Here is a 16,967-nt window from a genome sequence, read left to right as displayed (position 1 = left end):
TATATTACTGAAAGTCCATGGAAAGAATATCAAGAAATGTGGGAAAACCAAATTCCATACCTTTGAGATTTTTTTAAGAAATTTCATGCGTCAGCACTGTCAATTGGGAGCTTTTCTTGATAAAACGGGCAATTATCCAATTTTTCACACTTCATAGCTAAATCCTCCTTGCTTTTATACTAATTAATGATAAATAGAAATTTAGAATTTAATTTTACATACCTTTTCCTAAAAAATAATAACTACTATTAGTATAAAGACTATATATTAGATTGTCAAGAATAAACTATTTATTTTAAAATTTTAATATATTATAATTACATATAAATCGTAAATATACCATAAAATTTTTTATATAAAATAACATTTATTTTTTTCAATTTATAAATTCATTAAAAGGAGTATATAATATATGGGCAGCAAATCTAAGGAGCAGTTTAAATCAGTCATTACAGTTATAACTATATTTGGCGTTATTAGTTTACTTGGCGATATGGTCTATGAAAGTGCCCGTAGCGCAAATAGTCAGTACTTCAATTTACTTGGCATTAATGCTGCACAAGTTGGATTGATTTTTGGTATAGGAGAATTTTTAGGATATTTTTTACGGCTAATAGCTGGTATTCTGTCAGATAAAAGCGGAAAACACTGGCTTTTTATTTTTATAGGCTATGGCATGTTGATAGCTGTGCCTTTAATGGGCCTTACAATGAATTGGGATATTCTTGTTATACTTATTCTTGCAGAGCGCATAGGAAAATCTCTGCGCAATCCTGCAAAAGATACAATATTGTCTGCAGTTGCTGAAAATCAGGTTGGAACTGGATTTGCTTTTGGCCTTCAGGAAGCACTGGATCAAATCGGCGCATTTACCGGCCCTCTAATTTTTACTTTAGTTTTTTATTTTACCGCTGAAAATGGGGTTGCCCAGTACCAATTAGGTTATAAATTACTCTTGATACCGTTTATTGCTCTAATGTTTTTTGTAACCTTTGCATATTTTAAGACTGAAAGAGAAAATTTAATCCCCTCTATTAAGCGAAAAGAATTTTATACTGAAAATCTAAGACCGACATTCTGGATATATACTGCTTTTACATTCTTTTGCACTTTGGGGTTTGTTAATTTCAGTGTCATCGGCTATCATTTAAAAGCAAATAATTTGCTATCCGATGGAAATATAACTCTCTTATATTCATGTGCTATGATTGTAGATGCAATAACAGCACTTGTTATCGGCAGAGCATATGACCAAATGAAAAAGAAAGCAAAAACAAAAACAGGAGGTCTATTAGTACTTATTGCCGTACCATTTATAACACTCCTAATTCCGTTTTTGACATTGAGCACATCTACGACAATGATTATTATTGGTATGATAATTTTCGGGATTGTCATAGGAACCCATGAGACGATTATGCGTTCGGCTATTGCAGATATTACACCATTTAACAAGCGAGGCACAAGCTATGGAGTGTTTAATGCATGCTATGGTTTGGCACTCCTAGGTGGAGCGGCTTTGATGGGGTTTTTATATGATCTTAATAAACTGGGGATTATTAAGATGTTTACTTGTATCACGGAAATGATTGCAATCTTACTGTATTTCAAAATGAGCCAAATGACTAAGTCTGGCCAATAAAAAGTAAATACAATATTTAATCTAATTATTTTTATTGTAATTTCTGCTAAGAGCTAAATTTGACCAAAAAGCCATTAATTGACCTTGCATAGCAAGAAAGATATAATGAAGATATAATAAAAGCAAAATACTAAGTAGCAACTTCGCAAGTGACTTGCAAAAAGGGAGGAGAAATATGAGCTTATTGCTTAAAGCTGCAGTAATGGGAATAGTTGAAGGCATTACGGAATTTTTACCGATATCTTCTACAGGTCATATGATTATTGTGGGAGATTTTATAGATTTTAAGGGCGACAGCTTTTATACGATGTTTGAAATTGTTATTCAGTTAGGTGCTATCCTGGCGGTAGTTTATTATTATCGATATAAAATCATTGATTCTATCAAGCATATTAGACCTGGTGAGAAAGGTTTTGAATTATGGTTTAAAATTTTCATCGCTTTTTTACCGGCAGCAGTTATAGGCCTTTTAATAAATGATATCATAGAGAAATATCTGTTTTCATCATTTACTGTCGCTATAGCTCTTGTAATCGGGGGCTTTTTGATGATTTTGGCGGAAAATTATTTTGGCCGCAGCGGTTTAAATGATATGGATAAAACCGATTTAGGACAGGCTTTTATCATTGGATTAGGCCAATGCCTTGCATTAATACCAGGTATGTCAAGATCGGCTTCAACTATTATGGGTGGCATGGCTGCGGGACTTTCAGTAAAGGCAGCTGCGGAGTTTTCTTTTTTTCTTGCTATTCCAACTATGGTAGCTGCAACCGGGTTTTCGTTGTTTAAAGGATATTCCGGTACAAGTCATCTGGAACTGCAAGCATTAGTTGTAGGTTTTATAGTGTCTTTTATCGTTGCGCTGCTAGCAGTTGATAGGTTCCTTTCATATTTAAAACAGCATTCTCTTAAGCCTTTTGCTTATTATCGGATTGTTGTAGGTATTATTATGATTTTATTGATTACTACTGGTATATTGTAATTGATTGATGATGTGTGCAAGTATTGACAAAGGCTTGTAACATAAGTAGAATAAAGGAAAAGAATGCTTTGATAGGGAGAAGTAGAAGTAATCTTCCAGAAAGAGAGGAGGGTCAAGGCTGAAAGCCTTCCGGAAGTAGCTTTGAAGGTCGCCCTGGAGCAGCTTCGGTGAATAAAATCAAGTAGCCGAAGACGGTTATGCCCGTTAAAGCTTAAAGTGCCGGTATAGGAATTAAGGTGGTACCGCGAAAGCGAGTCTTTCGTCCTTTAGAGGGTGAAAGGCTTTTTGATTTTACGACAATAATTTAAAGTAGCAAAGTATAGGAGTGTGTGATATGCAAAAAAATTTACCTTCTGTTTACGATCCCAAAGAGGTAGAGGATAAATGGTATGAGTTTTGGGAAAAAGAAAATCTTTTTCATGCTGAAATAGATTCAAAAAAGCAACCTTTTACAATTGTTATTCCACCACCTAATGTAACCGGCCAACTCCATATGGGCCATGCCTTAAATAATACACTGCAGGATATCTTGATTAGGACTAAGCGGATGCAAGGCTATTCGGCGCTATGGCTGCCTGGCACTGATCATGCAGGGATAGCTACTGAAGCGAAGGTCAAAGAGCAGTTAGCCGATGAAGGTTTATCCAAATATGATTTAGGCAGAGAAAAATTTCTAGAAAGAGTGTGGGAATGGAAGGAAAAATATGGTGACACGATTATTAATCAATTGAAAAAGCTTGGTTCTTCGTGTGATTGGTCAAGACTCAGGTTCACCATGGATGAAGGTTTAAGTAAGGCCGTTAGGGAAGTTTTTGTTCGTTTATATGAAAAGGGCCTTATATATCGCGGCGACTATATTGTCAACTGGTGTCCAACTTGCAAGACAACACTTTCAGATATTGAAGTAGAGCATGAAGATCGCAATGATAAGCTGTATTATGTAAAGTATCCATATAAAGATGGTTCGGGTTATCTAACGGTTGCTACCACCCGGCCTGAAACAATTTTGGGAGATACGGCAGTGGCTGTAAATCCTAATGATGAACGTTACAAGGGCATAATTGGCAAAACTGTAATTCTGCCTATAGTAGAAAAAGAAATCCCCGTTATCGGTGACTCTTACGTAGATACGGAATTTGGTACAGGAGCTGTGAAGGTGACACCCGGCCATGATCCAAATGATTTTGAAATGGGTCTTCGTCATAGCCTTCCGATAATTATTGTTATAGATGATAATGGCATAATGAATGATAATGCAGGAAAATTCAAAGGTATGGATAGATTTGATTGCAGGAAAGCAATAGTAGAAGAGTTGCAGCAAGAAGGTTTTTTTGAAAAAATGGAAGATTTAAATCATAGTGTAGGCCATTGCTATCGCTGTCATACCATTGTAGAACCGGTAGTTTCTAAGCAATGGTTTGTAAAAATGGAACCTCTTGCAAAACCAGCAATTGATGTTGTAAAACAAGGGGAAGTAAAGTTTGTTCCGGAAAGATTTGCAAAGATATACCTGAATTGGCTTGAGAATATCAGAGATTGGTGTATATCACGGCAGCTTTGGTGGGGGCACAGGATTCCGGCGTGGTACTGCCAAGAATGTGGCGAAACAATGGTATCTAGGGATGATGTAAAAGTATGCACAAAATGTGGCAGCAGCAATATTGAGCAGGACCCTGATGTACTTGACACATGGTTTAGTTCAGCACTATGGCCATTTTCAACCTTGGGCTGGCCGGAAGATACGCCTGATTTAAAGTATTTTTATCCTACTTCGGTGTTAGTTACGGCATATGATATCATATTTTTTTGGGTTGCCAGGATGATTTTTTCAGCTATGGAATTTATGAAAAAACCTCCCTTTGAGTATGTGGTAATAACAGGGCTTGTGCGAGACGCGCAAGGCAGGAAGATGAGTAAATCCTTAGGAAATGGCATCGATCCTCTGGAGGTTATTGATAAGTATGGAGCAGATACTTTAAGATTTACCTTATGCACTGGCAATGCACCAGGCAATGACATGCGGTTCTACTGGGAAAAAGTCGAATCAAGTCGTAATTTTGCCAATAAAATTTGGAATGCCTCTCGATTTATAATGATGAATCTTGAGGATTTTACGCCGAGCGAAATTGATTTGAGTAAATTAGCTTTAAAGGATCGTTGGATATTAAAGAGAATTAATGACGTGACATGTGATGTCACAGATTCCCTGGAAAAATTTGAAATAGGTATGGCTGCTCAGAAGATTTATGACTTTTTCTGGAATGAATTTTGTGATTGGTATATAGAAATGGCTAAAATCGATTTATATGGCAAAAATAGTGAGGCTAGGAGAATTACCCAGCTGGTTTTAGTTAATGTGGTAGAACAGGCTTTAAAATTGTTGCATCCCTTTATGCCATTTATTACTGAAGAAATTTGGCAGCATATTTCCCGTGAAGGGCTTAGCATAATGGTATCTTCATGGCCTGAATATAAACCTGAGTGGGAGTTCGAGGATGTTGACCAGATGGAATTAGTAATGGATGCAGTAAGGGGTATAAGGAACATCCGAGCAGAAATGAATGTCCCGCCGAGCAAACAAGCATCGGCTTTAGTCAGGGTGAGCAGTTCTTCAGTTAGTGATGTACTAAGAAGTAATCTTGACATAATTTATAGTCTTGCCAAAGTGTCTAAAATGGAATTTGGCGAAGAAGACTTACACATTCCGCATAAAGCTGTGTCTTGTGTGATTAAAGGGGCGGAAATATTCATTCCGATGGAGGGTCTGGTAGATTTAGATACTGAAATTGCAAGACTTGAAAAAGAAAAGTCAAATCTGAAGAACGAAATTGAAAGGGTAAATAAAAAGTTAAGCAATCAAGGATTTTTGGAAAAGGCTCCCAAAGATATAGTAGAAAAAGAGCAACAAAAGCAAAAGGATTATCAAGAAATGCTGCAGAAAGTAGAACAAAGGTTAAAAATGATGGCAGATCTGTCTTCGAAATAAGGCTTAAATTATTTTATTTTTTATGGAAGGGAAAGAATATATGCTAAGCTATAACCAGGCATTAGACTTTATTCATGGTCTCAATAGATTCGGTACAAAACTCGGGCTTCAAAATATCACAAAACTTTTAGATATTCTAGGCAATCCACATAAAGGAATCAAAATAATACATGTTGCCGGTACTAATGGCAAAGGTTCTACATGTGCGATGATAGATTCAATTTTAAGATCTGCAGGCTTTAAGGTAGGTCTGTATACCTCGCCATACCTTGAGGTTTTCAATGAGCGGATGCGGGTAAATGGTGAAAATATTTCTGATGATGATTTAGCAAGGCTTACGGATAAGGTACATGCAGCGGTAATGTATATGCGTGAAAATAATCTTGGCTCTCCAACAGAATTTGAAGTTGTTACAGCTATAGGATTCCTATACTTCAAAGAGCAGTCAGTAGATTTTCTTGTGCTAGAGGTGGGCATGGGAGGCAGACTTGATGCAACAAATGTTGTTACACCAATGGTAAGCGTAATAACTCCAATTAGCCTCGATCATCAACAATATCTCGGTAATACGCTAGAGGATATTGCCCGGGAAAAATGCGGTATAATAAAGCCCGGCATTCCGGTTGTAACAAGTCTGCAAGAATATGAAGCTATGAGAGTAATTGAAGAAGTCAGTAATTCGCTAAATTGCAAGCTAATAAAGGTGAGCAATGAACAAGCTCGAGAATCATGTGAAACAGTATACTATCACCTGATAAGCGATGACGAAAAAGGATTAGTTTTTGACTTAAAAACTCAAAAAAATACTTTTCCAGGCCTGAAAATTCAGCTAATCGGCAGACACCAGTTAGATAATGCTGCTACAGCTGTTGCTGCAATTGAAGTATTAAATATGCAGGGAATTAAGATAAAAAGTGATGCGATATATTCCGGCCTTAGAAATGCAAGGTGGCCGGGAAGGCTGGAGCTAATATCTGAAAATCCGACTATTCTAATTGATGGCGCTCATAATATAGCTGGAATAAAAACATTAAAAGAAGCGTTAAATCAATATTACAGCAACAGAAAGAAGATATTGGTAATAGGTATTTTGGAAGATAAAGACTATAAAGATATGCTGCATGATATAGTTCCTGTGGCAGACATTATTATTACAACAGCACCGAATAACCCGCGAGCTTTAGCTGCATGCGAATTAGCTGATATTATAGCCGAATTATTTGGCGATAGCGTTATTCAAATTAATGCTGAAGATTTGGATATTGGAAAAAAGATAAATAGCAATACTACGATTCAAGTGTATGCTGAAGAAAAGATAGAAGATGCCGCAAAGCTTGCTAAAGCTTTAGCTGATTCAGAATATATGATTGTTTTTGCAGGTTCATTGTACATGATAGGTTATGTCAGGACTTTACTAAGATAAAAATGACAAAAGAGATATTAAATTTAAATCAAGCAGATACTTGCTCAAACAAAAAGTTACAAAAAGAATAAAACAAGGACGACAATATTTACGAATTAAGGATTGCTTTAAATATCATCGAAAATATAAGTTATGCAGCTGTATTTTTAGATCTAAATAAAAATACAGCTGCTTTTTTGCAAATATATCCTCTTTCTCGCATATATATATTATAAACTTATCAGAGGAGAGGGTATTATGACTCAAACTTCTGACACTAATTATGAAAATCCGGAAGCTCTAATAGCTGAAATTGAAAAAGCCTGTCTAGAAATGTATCTATCGGAAAGAGCCTTTCAATGGGCTCAAAATGATTCTGAGGCGGTAGATTTAGCTATTATAAGAAAGCAAGCAGCAGTTGAGCACTTTGATTTTCTAATAAAACAGGCAAAAAAAACAGGCCTAAAATTAGATAAGAACCAGCTAATCAATAAAATATTAAAATGAGGTTTATAGGTTATATGGCAGGATGATGTTTTACTTATACTAAATATAAATAAAAGCATCATCCCGTTTCTGTTTTGCAAAAAACTTTTAACTACCAATCTATAATTATAATTCTACTGCCGTCTTAAGGCTTCAATAGGTGGAACTGAAGATGCTGAAACTGCAGGATAAATTCCAAATAAAAGCCCTGATGCCAATGCTACAACAACAGCTATTTTTATGGCTTCAAAACTGATAGCTGTTTCAAAGCCATGTCGGGCAAAAGCATTTAGTCCCCATATACCACATACTGTGCCGGCTATGGCACCTATGCCGCTTACATACAGTGCTTCTAATAAAAATTGTACTAATAGATCGGTCTGCTTTGCTCCAAGCGCCCGACGAACTCCTATCTCCTGTGTGCGCTCTGTGACTGCAACAAGCATAATATTCATTATTCCTAAACCACCTACTAAAAGTGAAACTGCTGCAATACCTCCAAGCAAAAGAGTCATTACGCGATTGGCTTGGTCAGCTTCTTGCACTAACTGATTTAAGTTAGTGATGGTAATTAAATCTTCACCGCCTGGAATTATGGGATTGTTGTTTGCTGAATTTGAAGATGATTCCATAGCAATTTCCATATCGGCCGAGCTGCTTTCCACAAATGTTTCATCAGTTGTTTCACCTTCGCTGCCATTCCCAGGTAAAGTAGTGGGAGCACTTTGATCCAGGCCCAATTTTCTTTTAAAAATTCTACCGAGCTGAACAACAGCAAGGTCTGCCTTTAGTGGGGTTTCAGCCTTGCCCCATATTTCAGCAACTGTTTTTTTATCTGCAATTTTTAAAGCAGTTGTATAAGGTATGACTATTTTATCATCAATATCATCTGCCTTGCCGGGACCTTTTGGAGCTAATACGCCTACAATCCTAAAAGTTCTGCCATTTAAACTAATAACTTGACCGACAGGATTGCGTCCTCCCATTAAACCGGAACCCATATTGTAACCTAAAACAACAACTGGAGAGCGCTGAGATACATGTAGTTTAGTAAAAAAGTGACCGGATACCAACTCATTATCTCTAATATTTGGGAATTCACTGTTTACTCCGATTATATCGACTGTGCCGCGAGCACGCCGCCAACGCATTACTGCTTTTGTATAAACCACAGGTGTGGCCATGTCCATTCCATCGACTCGTTCTACTAAGTCTTGCACATCATCAGGATCAAATTCTACTGAAGGATCATTTGCCTTAATAGCAATTACATTAGAACCAAGACTTTCAAACTGAGCTACAACAGCTTGCCTTGCACCTTCACCTATTCCCATAAGGCTTACAACAGAAGTTACACCGATGGTTACACCTAATATTGTAAGCGCCGAGCGCATAGGATGTGCCAATATACCATGAGCTGCCATTCGAGCGGCAAACCAAAACCGAGTAAGTGCAGGTAATATCCGTAGCGATTTAAACATTTTATTCACTCCTTAATTGGATGCCGGTGTTTTTTCTCCGCCATTTTCTTCATTATCCTTATCTTTGCTATCGTCGTCATTTGAAGGTAATATAGAATCTTTGTTTCCAATATGTTGACTTGGCAGCAGGTCAGCACTGCTTCCGGTTATTACCAATTGACCTTCTTCTAAACCGCTTTTAACTTCGGCTAAACGGTCATTCATTAAACCCAACTTTACCGGTACTGCTTTCGTAGTTCCATCCGGATTTAGAATTTCAACTTTTTGGATACCATCTTCTTCGAATACTCCCTCCAACGGTACTAAAAGTACATCTTTGGCACTACCTGCATCAATATAAGCTCTTGCCTGCATACCAGGTCGTAGATTAGGTCCTCCCTTTACTTCAATGTCCACAGCAAATTTTGTAATTCCTTTCATGTCTTGACCCATAGTATCTACATGCATTACTTCACCTTCAAAGGTTTCACCGGGAAGTGCATCTACTGTGACTTTTACTGGAGAACCTTGTTTTATCATTAAAACATCAATATCGTCAACCTCAACCCACATGCCCATATCACTGGTATTAAAAACATAACCCATCCACTCTCCCGAGCGAACTTGAGCTCCAAGCTGTGTATCCCAATCGGCTATAACGCCATCCATAGGTGCTCTGACTTCCATTTGCCCAACTTTTGAATAGAGCTGAGACAATTCAAATTCCTTTTCGCGAATTTTATCGAGTTTTTCTTGAATTGTTTTTTGAACATCTGAACCCGATAGAGAAACGATAGGGTCGCCCTTTTTAACAGTTTCCATTTCTTTGACATGGACTTGTGTCGCGACTGCTTCTACTGTTGATAAAACTCTTTCTTCATCGACAAAGCCAGTAACAGTGGAAGGGCTTGAAAACCATGATACTTTTGTGGGGTTATTTTTATCTAATGGCATACCCACATAAACTTCAATGCCGGATTTTACTAGTCCGGGATTGCTACCTTCGATAGTTATCCAATACACAAAACCTTTTGCAGGTTGCTCTTCATTGCCATCGGGAACCGGATTTGGATTTACATCTGTTACTGTTCCATAATATATACCATCAAATATAGAAAACCTTAAAGCAACTTTATCACCTAATTTTATATTACTAAACTCATCAGGGTATAATTTAGCATCAATCTTAAAATGAGAATCATCAACTATTCTAGCAACAATATGTCCCTGTTTGATTTCTTGACTTTCTGATACTGAAAGGCCTGAAACCCTTCCATCAATAGGTGCCCTCAAGACAACACCCTGGGAAGGATTTACCTCATATAGTCTCTCGGGCGGCAGACCTGTTAAATCTGATAGAAATTTTTTTTCACTTTCCAACTCATCCTGGGCATTTTTTATTTTCGCTTGAAGTTCCGGTGCTGCTAGTCTTGCAATAACTTGCCCCATCTTAACTTCAGTGCCTTCTTCAGCTAAAATTTCTACTAAAGTGTATTGAATATTATCGGCAGACATTTCGTAATAATTCCTGCCGCCAGGAGCTTGTATACTGCCGCTTCGTGAGGGGTTTAAAGGCCCCGTAACGTCTATCCCTACGGTGATATCTCCACGAACTACAGGTTTTGTTGAATATACTGGACCTTGAGCCTCTTGCACGGGTGGTGGCAAAAGTTCCTTATAAGCATAAAATCCGCCGCCGATTACGACTACTATAATCAAGGCGATCATTAAAATACGCTGCATCATTTTCCATTACCTCCAAAAATTAAATAAAATAATTAAACCTTATTTTTTTTTACTACATTTTCAACATGCTCTATTTTACCATCTCGCAAATGAAATATTGTATGACCATATTCAGCCACACTTTTCTCATGGGTTACCTGAACAATGGTTATACCTCTTTGATTATTTAGCTCTTGGAAAATTTCCATTATGCTTTCACTTGTTTTTGAATCTAAGGCACCTGTTGGTTCATCCGCAAGTAATACTTTAGGATCTCCTACGATAGCTCTAGCAATTGCCACTCGCTGTTGTTCACCACCTGAAAGCTGTGACGGTCGATGATGAATACGCTGTTCTAGACCTACGGACTTAAGTGCTTTAATAGAGCGCTTACGACGTTCGCTGCCACTTAAGCCGCGATAAATCAGCGGTAATTCAACATTCTCTAAAGCATTTAAATCAGGCAGCAGGTGAAAGCTCTGAAATACAAAGCCTAAAAGCTGGTTTCGTATATCTGCCAGTTCACTGTCACCCATCTTCTCAACTCGCCTGCCTGCAATTTCATATGTACCCGAGCTAGGCCTATCTAAGCAGCCTAAAATGTTAAGCATAGTAGATTTGCCTGAACCCGAAGGACCCATAATTGAAATAAAGTCTCCTTCATTGATACTTAAATTAATATTTTTAAGAGCATTTATAAATACTTGACCATTCCTGTAACTGCGTGATATATTCTTCAATTCTATTACGGGCAAACTAGTACCTCCTCCTTGCTGTTATATAGTTTGATATAGTATATAAATTTATCTATCATATTAGACGGTTTTAACATGCAAAAGGTTTCATACCTAAGCAAAAAAATAGATTGAAATTGCAATTATTTATCAAGATTTTTATTACCTAATTCTTATTTGTTCTTAATAACATAATTCTTTACAAATATAAAAACTCCTTTTTACTAAGAAATAGAATAAAATAATGTTTAAAATTGGTGTGTAGACATTTGCAAATAAAATACTTATACTAAACATGTAATACAATATTTTATTTCAATGAGATTTTTTGTGTGTGGTGGATATAGTGTTCAAGCAAATTATGAGTGAAATAGAAGAAGAGCTGCTGATTTTAGAAGATGATTTAATACGAGCTGTAAGCACTAAAAGAAAATTAATAGAGGAACCGTTAATGAATATGATAAGTTCTGGCGGGAAGCGGCTTAGACCCGCAATGGTTTTAGCAGCCGCAAGGTTTGGCGAATATGATTTTGAAAAGGTAAGGCCTTTAGCACTTTCAGTAGAGCTTATACATACAGCCGCAATAATTCATGATGACATTGTAGATGATTCACCTATAAGACGCGGAGTTTTGAGTATTCAATCCCAGCTGGGTAAGGATGTGGCTGTTTATGCAGGCGATTATATCTTCTGCAAGGTTTTTGAAATCCTGGTTTCTTCAGCTTATTCGAATATATTGGAACAAGTTTCTAAGGTTATGTCTCAAATTTGCGAAGGTGAGTTAAAACAAAGAGAAGATCTTTTTAATACTGATTTAACACTTAAAGACTACCTTTACCGAATACAGAAGAAGACAGCAATTTTATTCGCTTTAAGTGCGCAGATGGGAGCAGCTGCTTCAAAAGCTCCGGATAAAATTATAAAGGCCTTATATAATTATGGCATAAACATAGGTATGGCTTTTCAAATAATCGACGATTTGTTAGATTTTACTGGTGATTATAAGAAACTTGGTAAACCTACAGGTTCAGATATAAGAGAAGGTATAATAACACTGCCGGCTATTTATGCATTGAAACACTCCGATGACAAGGAGTACTTGCGAAAAATTTTTAAAAACAAGAATACAAACGAAGATGAAATCAGTATAGCTGTTGAAATAATAAAAAAATCCGGTGGGTTAAAATATGCCGAGTATATGGCTGAAAGATATGTACAAAAAGCGAAGCGTTCTATTGCAATACTTCCGGATACCCCAATGAAAAAACTTTTAGAAGATGCTCCGGAGGTTATTGCAAGAAAATATAAATAGAAAGCAAATATCTATATATTTTTTACTTCTTTTTTACTTCTTCCCTTTTTTTAAAATAAGTTATATACTATAAGAAAGTATTAATAGTAAGTATTAGTAGTTGCTAACACATTAAGGAGGTTGCATATGAATTTACCCGAGCTTAGAATAGATAATCTTGTTGCCAGGGTCCCTATTGTTCAAGGCGGCATGGGAGTAGGAATTTCCCTTTCTTCTTTAGCCGGTAACGTGGCATTAAACGGTGGCATTGGTGTTATCTCCGGGGTTGAGCCTGGGTTTAATGAACCGGATTATCTCAAAAATAAAAAAGAAGCAAATATCAGGGCTTTGAGAATGCACATACAAAAAGCTAGAGATATATGCAAGGATGGAATCTTAGGTGTAAATATTATGGTTGTTTTAAATAACTTTGAAGAAATGGTTGCAGAAGCTGTAAAGCAAAAGATTGATATTATATTTTCCGGTGCCGGACTTCCTTTAAAATTACCGCAGTTTACGATGGGTTCTGATACAAAAAATGTTCCAATCGTTTCTTCGGGGCGGGCTGCAGCGGTGATTTGTAAAAGCTGGCACAAGCACTATGGTGTTGTTCCGGATGCCATAGTGGTTGAAGGACCTTTGGCCGGAGGCCATCTTGGATTTTCTGAAGAAGAAATCAAGCAGCCGTCATTTCAGCTTATCAACCTTTTAAGAAGTATCTTAGATACAATAAAACCTTATGAGGAGCTTTATAGAAAAAAAATTCCGGTTATTGCCGCAGGCGGAGTTTTTAATGGTCAAGATATTGCTAACCTTATACAGGCAGGAGCTTCAGGAGTCCAAATGGGCACTCGCTTTGTAGCAACACATGAATGTGATGCGTCTGATGAATTTAAAAAAGTATATCTAGATGCAACTTCTGATGATGTACAACTAATTCATAGTCCAGTAGGCATGATAGGCAGGGCTGTTAGAAATAAATTTTTAATTGATGTTGAAGCAGGCAAGAAAAAACCTATTCGCTGCCTATGTAACTGCCTAAAACCATGTAATCCTGCTAAAGCACCGTATTGTATAGCAGATGCATTGATTAATGCTCAAAGAGGAAATTTTGATAACGGATTTGCGTTTGCAGGCACAAATGTTTATAGAATCAAAGAAATTGTTTCGGTAAAACAGCTCATGGATGAATTGGTATCCGAAGCTAAATACAATTTACAGTCTATTTAAAAATAAACCGAAAAAAATTAATAATTGTTTAATGACCATTTGATAAAAGCCTTATTTAGGCTTTTATTTTTTAGAAAGGGTTTTTAAAATTATTATACAATCCGTACAATTTTATGTTAAAATATAGACACTAAGATTATCCAGAGGAAGGTATAAATATGAAAAAACACTCTAGGTGGTTTAAATGCATCATAATAATAACTATAATATTTTTTCTTTCCATAACTCCTATTACATATGATAAAGTTATAGCGGCAGAAGAAAAAACTCCGGATGAAATATACTTTTTGATGCAGATGGAGAACTTTTTAAAAACGAATTATGTTGAAGATGTAGCGGATTTGGATTTATTAAGAGGAGCTATTAAAGGGATGGTTGAGTCATTAAATGATCCATATTCCGAGTATTTTACTCCTGAGGAATTTAAGGAATTTAATGAAGAAACAAGCGGAAATTTTGAAGGTATAGGTGTTATTATTACCTTAAAGGATAAATACATAACTGTTGTTTCGGTTTTGGATGGGACTCCTGCTGAAAGGGCCGGAATAAAACCAGGTGATAGGGTTATAGAAATTGACGGCAATAATGTAACCGATCTACCTCTTTCGAATATATTAAACCAGTTAGAAGGCGATAAAGGCTCAAAGGTAAATATAGGCGTTATTAGGGGCGATGACAGGCAGGTAATAAGATTTGAAGTAGAACGAGATATTATTAAAACAAATCCCATTAGCTCTAAGATTTTAGGGCAGGGTATCGGATATATAAAAATAAGTGAGTTTAATGAAAACACGGTGGAAAATTTGGATAAAACCCTTGATAATTTTAAAAAAGGCGGGGTTCTTGGTATAGTTTTAGACCTTCGCAATAACCCGGGCGGTTATCTTGATCAAGTTGTAGAAGTGGCTACTCGTTTTATTCCAAAAGGTCCTATAGTAAACATAGTTTCAAAAAATGGTAATATCCAATCATATACATCGAAATCCGAGATGTCACCTTATAAATTAGTTGTGCTCGTAAACGGAGGCTCTGCCAGTGCATCAGAAATATTGGCTGGAGCCATTAAAGATAGGAAAGTTGGGATTTTGGTTGGCGAAAAGACTTTTGGGAAAGGCATGGTGCAAAGGACTCTTAATTTGGGAACATTAGGCGGAATTAAATTAACTATTGCACACTATACTACACCAAATGGCACAAATATTAATAAAACAGGAATAATCCCTGATATAGTTGTCGAAGCAGATAAAACAAATCCATTTAAAGATTTTAGTCCGTTAAATAGCCAAAAAACATTAAAATATGGAAATATCGGCTTAGAAGTGCTGGGCATTCAACAAAGATTGCAGTTCTTGAACTTGCTTAACACTACTCCAGATGGAGTTTTCGGCCCCAGGACACAACAGGCGGTAAAAGCTTTGCAGCAGCAAGCTGGCTTGCCTTCAACCGGCATTGTCGATACAAATTTCTATAAAGCTTTAGATGATGCTATATATAAAAAGCTTTCTTCGAGGGAGGATATTCAATTAAGAAAGGCCATTGATATTCTAAAGGAAATGATTAAAGAAAATAAAGTAGCTTAGAACTTATTAATACTTGGAATTACAAGGAAAGGTTATAAGGAAAGATTATAATGAAAAAGGACAAGATTACATCTGAAGAAAAAGAGCAAGAGCGCATAACTGCTATAATTTCAAAGCTAAGCGAATTGTATCCTGATGCAACTACTGCCTTAAATCATAGCAGCCCATTTGAGTTGTTAATTGCCACAATTTTATCGGCTCAGTGCACTGATAAGCGAGTAAACAAAGTGACGGAAAGACTTTTTAAGAAATATAAAGGTCCTAAAGATTTTGCTGAAGCAGACAAGTTCGAACTGGAACAGGATATTAAAGAATGTGGCATATTTAAAAATAAAAGCAAGAATATAATAGAAACTTCAAAGATACTCTTGGAAAAATATAATGGCCAAGTGCCGTCTAACTTTGATGAATTAATAGAGCTTCCGGGAGTCGGACGTAAGACTGCCAATGTTGTTTTGGCAAATGCCTTTGGCAAGCCTGCATTTGCTGTGGACACTCATGTATATAGGCTTGCTCATCGTTTGGGTTTTTCCGATAAAAAGAATTTACTTGAAGTAGAGAAGGATTTGAGGGAGAAAACCCCCGAAAATTTATGGATAAAGGCTCATCATTGGCTAATTTACCATGGTCGCAATATTTGCCGCGCACGAAAACCTCTATGCGATGAGTGCTCACTTAGCGATTGGTGTCTCATGTTTCAAAAAGCAGTAAAGGCTGATAAAAATTGTCAGTAAGACAGCTGAAATAGCAGCTATTTTTAACTGACCTTGTGCGAAAAGCCAAGGATGTATTCCCAAGCCATAGTCTATTGCATCGCTTACTATCATAAGGAAGGTTAAAACAATTATATCTTTTTTATTGAAATGGCATTTGTTTATAAATAAAAAACCTTCAATAGCCATACCCAGATGTGATAAAGTAAGGTGAAAGTTCGTAAAAGTATAATTACCACCTATTAATAAAAAGTGGGTGTTAATTATTACTGCCCAGAGTCCATATTTAATGAGCCATGCGCAGGCAATTAATGTTACAAATGGTCTGGGCTTTTTTATTATTATGAGCAAAAGCGCCATAGAAAAAAGTAGAGAAGCTGTTGGACTATCAGGCACGAAAACTTTTAAAAGCGTCGGGGTTGTTGATAGTTGTTGTCGGTACCAATAAAAACCGTAAACAGAGCCGATGAAATTTATGCAAAATAGTATCAATAATAATGAAAGTTTTATATCTTTTTTATGCAATTATATTCCTCCTGAAAAACTTGTGAATTTTATTATAACATAAATTATTTCACTAAATAAAAGTAAAATGCGGTTAGCAAACAAATATCTTATATAATTATAAAATTACATGAAGAGTTAATTGCTTTGTTCCAAGGCCCAGACTATATAATGGTTTGATGGCATGCAAAAAATAATTTTACCCCATAAAAAAACAATAAAATGGGCAATT

13 protein-coding genes and 1 other annotated feature are annotated in these 16,967 nt (G+C 36.4%); of the genes, 9 read left to right on the top strand and 4 right to left on the bottom strand.

The window, feature by feature from the left end:
• The first annotated feature begins 412 nt into the window (after window positions 1-412).
• The 5 genes from BUC45_RS08150 to BUC45_RS08130 all read left to right on the top strand — a co-directional run bounded on the left by BUC45_RS08150 (window position 413) and on the right by BUC45_RS08130 (window position 7,519).
• Window positions 413-1,642, top strand: coding sequence for an MFS transporter (locus BUC45_RS08150; RefSeq protein WP_296971530.1), 1,230 nt, complete (start codon window positions 413-415; stop codon window positions 1,640-1,642).
• A gap of 175 nt (window positions 1,643-1,817) precedes the next feature.
• Window positions 1,818-2,624, top strand: a complete 807-nt coding sequence (locus tag BUC45_RS08145) for an undecaprenyl-diphosphate phosphatase (protein WP_296971528.1) — start codon at window positions 1,818-1,820, stop codon at window positions 2,622-2,624.
• A gap of 59 nt (window positions 2,625-2,683) precedes the next feature.
• Window positions 2,684-2,894 (top strand) — a binding site (T-box leader).
• Between the two features lie 64 nt (window positions 2,895-2,958).
• Window positions 2,959-5,610, top strand: a complete 2,652-nt coding sequence (locus BUC45_RS08140) for a valine--tRNA ligase (RefSeq protein ID WP_296971526.1) — start codon at window positions 2,959-2,961, stop codon at window positions 5,608-5,610.
• Between the two features lie 22 nt (window positions 5,611-5,632).
• On the top strand, window positions 5,633-7,033 hold the full coding sequence (locus BUC45_RS08135) for a folylpolyglutamate synthase/dihydrofolate synthase family protein (protein ID WP_296971524.1): 1,401 nt from the start codon (window positions 5,633-5,635) through the stop codon (window positions 7,031-7,033).
• Between the two features lie 237 nt (window positions 7,034-7,270).
• Window positions 7,271-7,519: a DUF2508 family protein gene (locus BUC45_RS08130; protein WP_296971521.1), complete on the top strand. Its 249-nt coding sequence runs from the start codon at window positions 7,271-7,273 to the stop codon at window positions 7,517-7,519.
• A gap of 113 nt (window positions 7,520-7,632) precedes the next feature.
• Here BUC45_RS08130 and BUC45_RS08125 read toward each other — a convergent pair whose 3' ends face one another.
• From BUC45_RS08125 to BUC45_RS08115, 3 genes are read right to left on the bottom strand one after another with little or no spacing between them, the layout of a single operon-like run.
• Window positions 7,633-8,979 carry an ABC transporter permease gene (locus BUC45_RS08125; protein ID WP_296971520.1) on the bottom strand — a complete coding sequence of 449 codons (1,347 nt, stop codon included), beginning with the start codon at window positions 8,977-8,979 and terminating at the stop codon, window positions 7,633-7,635.
• Window positions 8,980-8,991: 12 nt separating this feature from the next.
• Window positions 8,992-10,704, bottom strand: coding sequence for an HlyD family efflux transporter periplasmic adaptor subunit (locus tag BUC45_RS08120; protein ID WP_296971518.1), 1,713 nt, complete (start codon window positions 10,702-10,704; stop codon window positions 8,992-8,994).
• A 32-nt stretch (window positions 10,705-10,736) separates the two neighbouring features.
• Window positions 10,737-11,438: an ABC transporter ATP-binding protein gene (locus tag BUC45_RS08115; protein ID WP_296971516.1), complete on the bottom strand. Its 702-nt coding sequence runs from the start codon at window positions 11,436-11,438 to the stop codon at window positions 10,737-10,739.
• 325 nt (window positions 11,439-11,763) lie between these two features.
• On the opposite strand from BUC45_RS08115, the gene BUC45_RS08110 reads away from it, so the two are divergent.
• The 4 genes from BUC45_RS08110 to nth all read left to right on the top strand — a co-directional run bounded on the left by BUC45_RS08110 (window position 11,764) and on the right by nth (window position 16,252).
• Window positions 11,764-12,729, top strand: a complete 966-nt coding sequence (locus tag BUC45_RS08110; RefSeq protein WP_296971514.1) for a polyprenyl synthetase family protein — start codon at window positions 11,764-11,766, stop codon at window positions 12,727-12,729.
• A gap of 126 nt (window positions 12,730-12,855) precedes the next feature.
• The gene (locus tag BUC45_RS08105; protein ID WP_296971513.1) at window positions 12,856-13,938 is read left to right on the top strand and encodes a nitronate monooxygenase family protein; all 1,083 of its coding nucleotides are present in this window, start codon (window positions 12,856-12,858) and stop codon (window positions 13,936-13,938) included.
• Window positions 13,939-14,096: 158 nt separating this feature from the next.
• On the top strand, window positions 14,097-15,518 hold the full coding sequence (locus BUC45_RS08100; RefSeq protein WP_296971511.1) for a S41 family peptidase: 1,422 nt from the start codon (window positions 14,097-14,099) through the stop codon (window positions 15,516-15,518).
• Between the two features lie 50 nt (window positions 15,519-15,568).
• On the top strand, window positions 15,569-16,252 hold the full coding sequence (gene nth / locus BUC45_RS08095; protein WP_296971509.1) for an endonuclease III: 684 nt from the start codon (window positions 15,569-15,571) through the stop codon (window positions 16,250-16,252).
• Here the strand turns inward: nth and BUC45_RS08090 are convergent.
• Complete coding sequence (locus BUC45_RS08090) at window positions 16,190-16,756, bottom strand: DUF1405 domain-containing protein (RefSeq protein WP_296971507.1); 567 nt, start codon at window positions 16,754-16,756, stop codon at window positions 16,190-16,192. The two genes, nth and BUC45_RS08090, sit on opposite strands and share 63 nt — an antisense overlap.
• Window positions 16,757-16,967 lie beyond the last annotated feature (211 nt).

The sequence above is a fragment of the Tepidanaerobacter sp. EBM-38 genome, assembly GCA_001896545.1.
In the GTDB taxonomy this organism is placed as follows: Bacteria; Bacillota; Thermosediminibacteria; order Thermosediminibacterales; family Tepidanaerobacteraceae; genus Tepidanaerobacter.
Note: the sequence above shows the minus strand (reverse complement) of the source record. Positions and strands in the feature narration are given on the sequence as shown.

Coding starts and splice junctions, on each gene's coding strand:
- BUC45_RS08130 (WP_296971521.1), top strand. CDS start 7,271: ATGACTCAAACTTCTGACACTAATTATGAAAATCCGGAAGCTCTAATA.
- BUC45_RS08150 (WP_296971530.1), top strand. CDS start 413: ATGGGCAGCAAATCTAAGGAGCAGTTTAAATCAGTCATTACAGTTATA.
- BUC45_RS08125 (WP_296971520.1), bottom strand. CDS start 8,979: ATGTTTAAATCGCTACGGATATTACCTGCACTTACTCGGTTTTGGTTT.
- BUC45_RS08135 (WP_296971524.1), top strand. CDS start 5,633: ATGGAAGGGAAAGAATATATGCTAAGCTATAACCAGGCATTAGACTTT.
- BUC45_RS08105 (WP_296971513.1), top strand. CDS start 12,856: ATGAATTTACCCGAGCTTAGAATAGATAATCTTGTTGCCAGGGTCCCT.
- BUC45_RS08140 (WP_296971526.1), top strand. CDS start 2,959: ATGCAAAAAAATTTACCTTCTGTTTACGATCCCAAAGAGGTAGAGGAT.
- BUC45_RS08100 (WP_296971511.1), top strand. CDS start 14,097: ATGAAAAAACACTCTAGGTGGTTTAAATGCATCATAATAATAACTATA.
- BUC45_RS08120 (WP_296971518.1), bottom strand. CDS start 10,704: ATGATGCAGCGTATTTTAATGATCGCCTTGATTATAGTAGTCGTAATC.
- BUC45_RS08145 (WP_296971528.1), top strand. CDS start 1,818: ATGAGCTTATTGCTTAAAGCTGCAGTAATGGGAATAGTTGAAGGCATT.
- nth (WP_296971509.1), top strand. CDS start 15,569: ATGAAAAAGGACAAGATTACATCTGAAGAAAAAGAGCAAGAGCGCATA.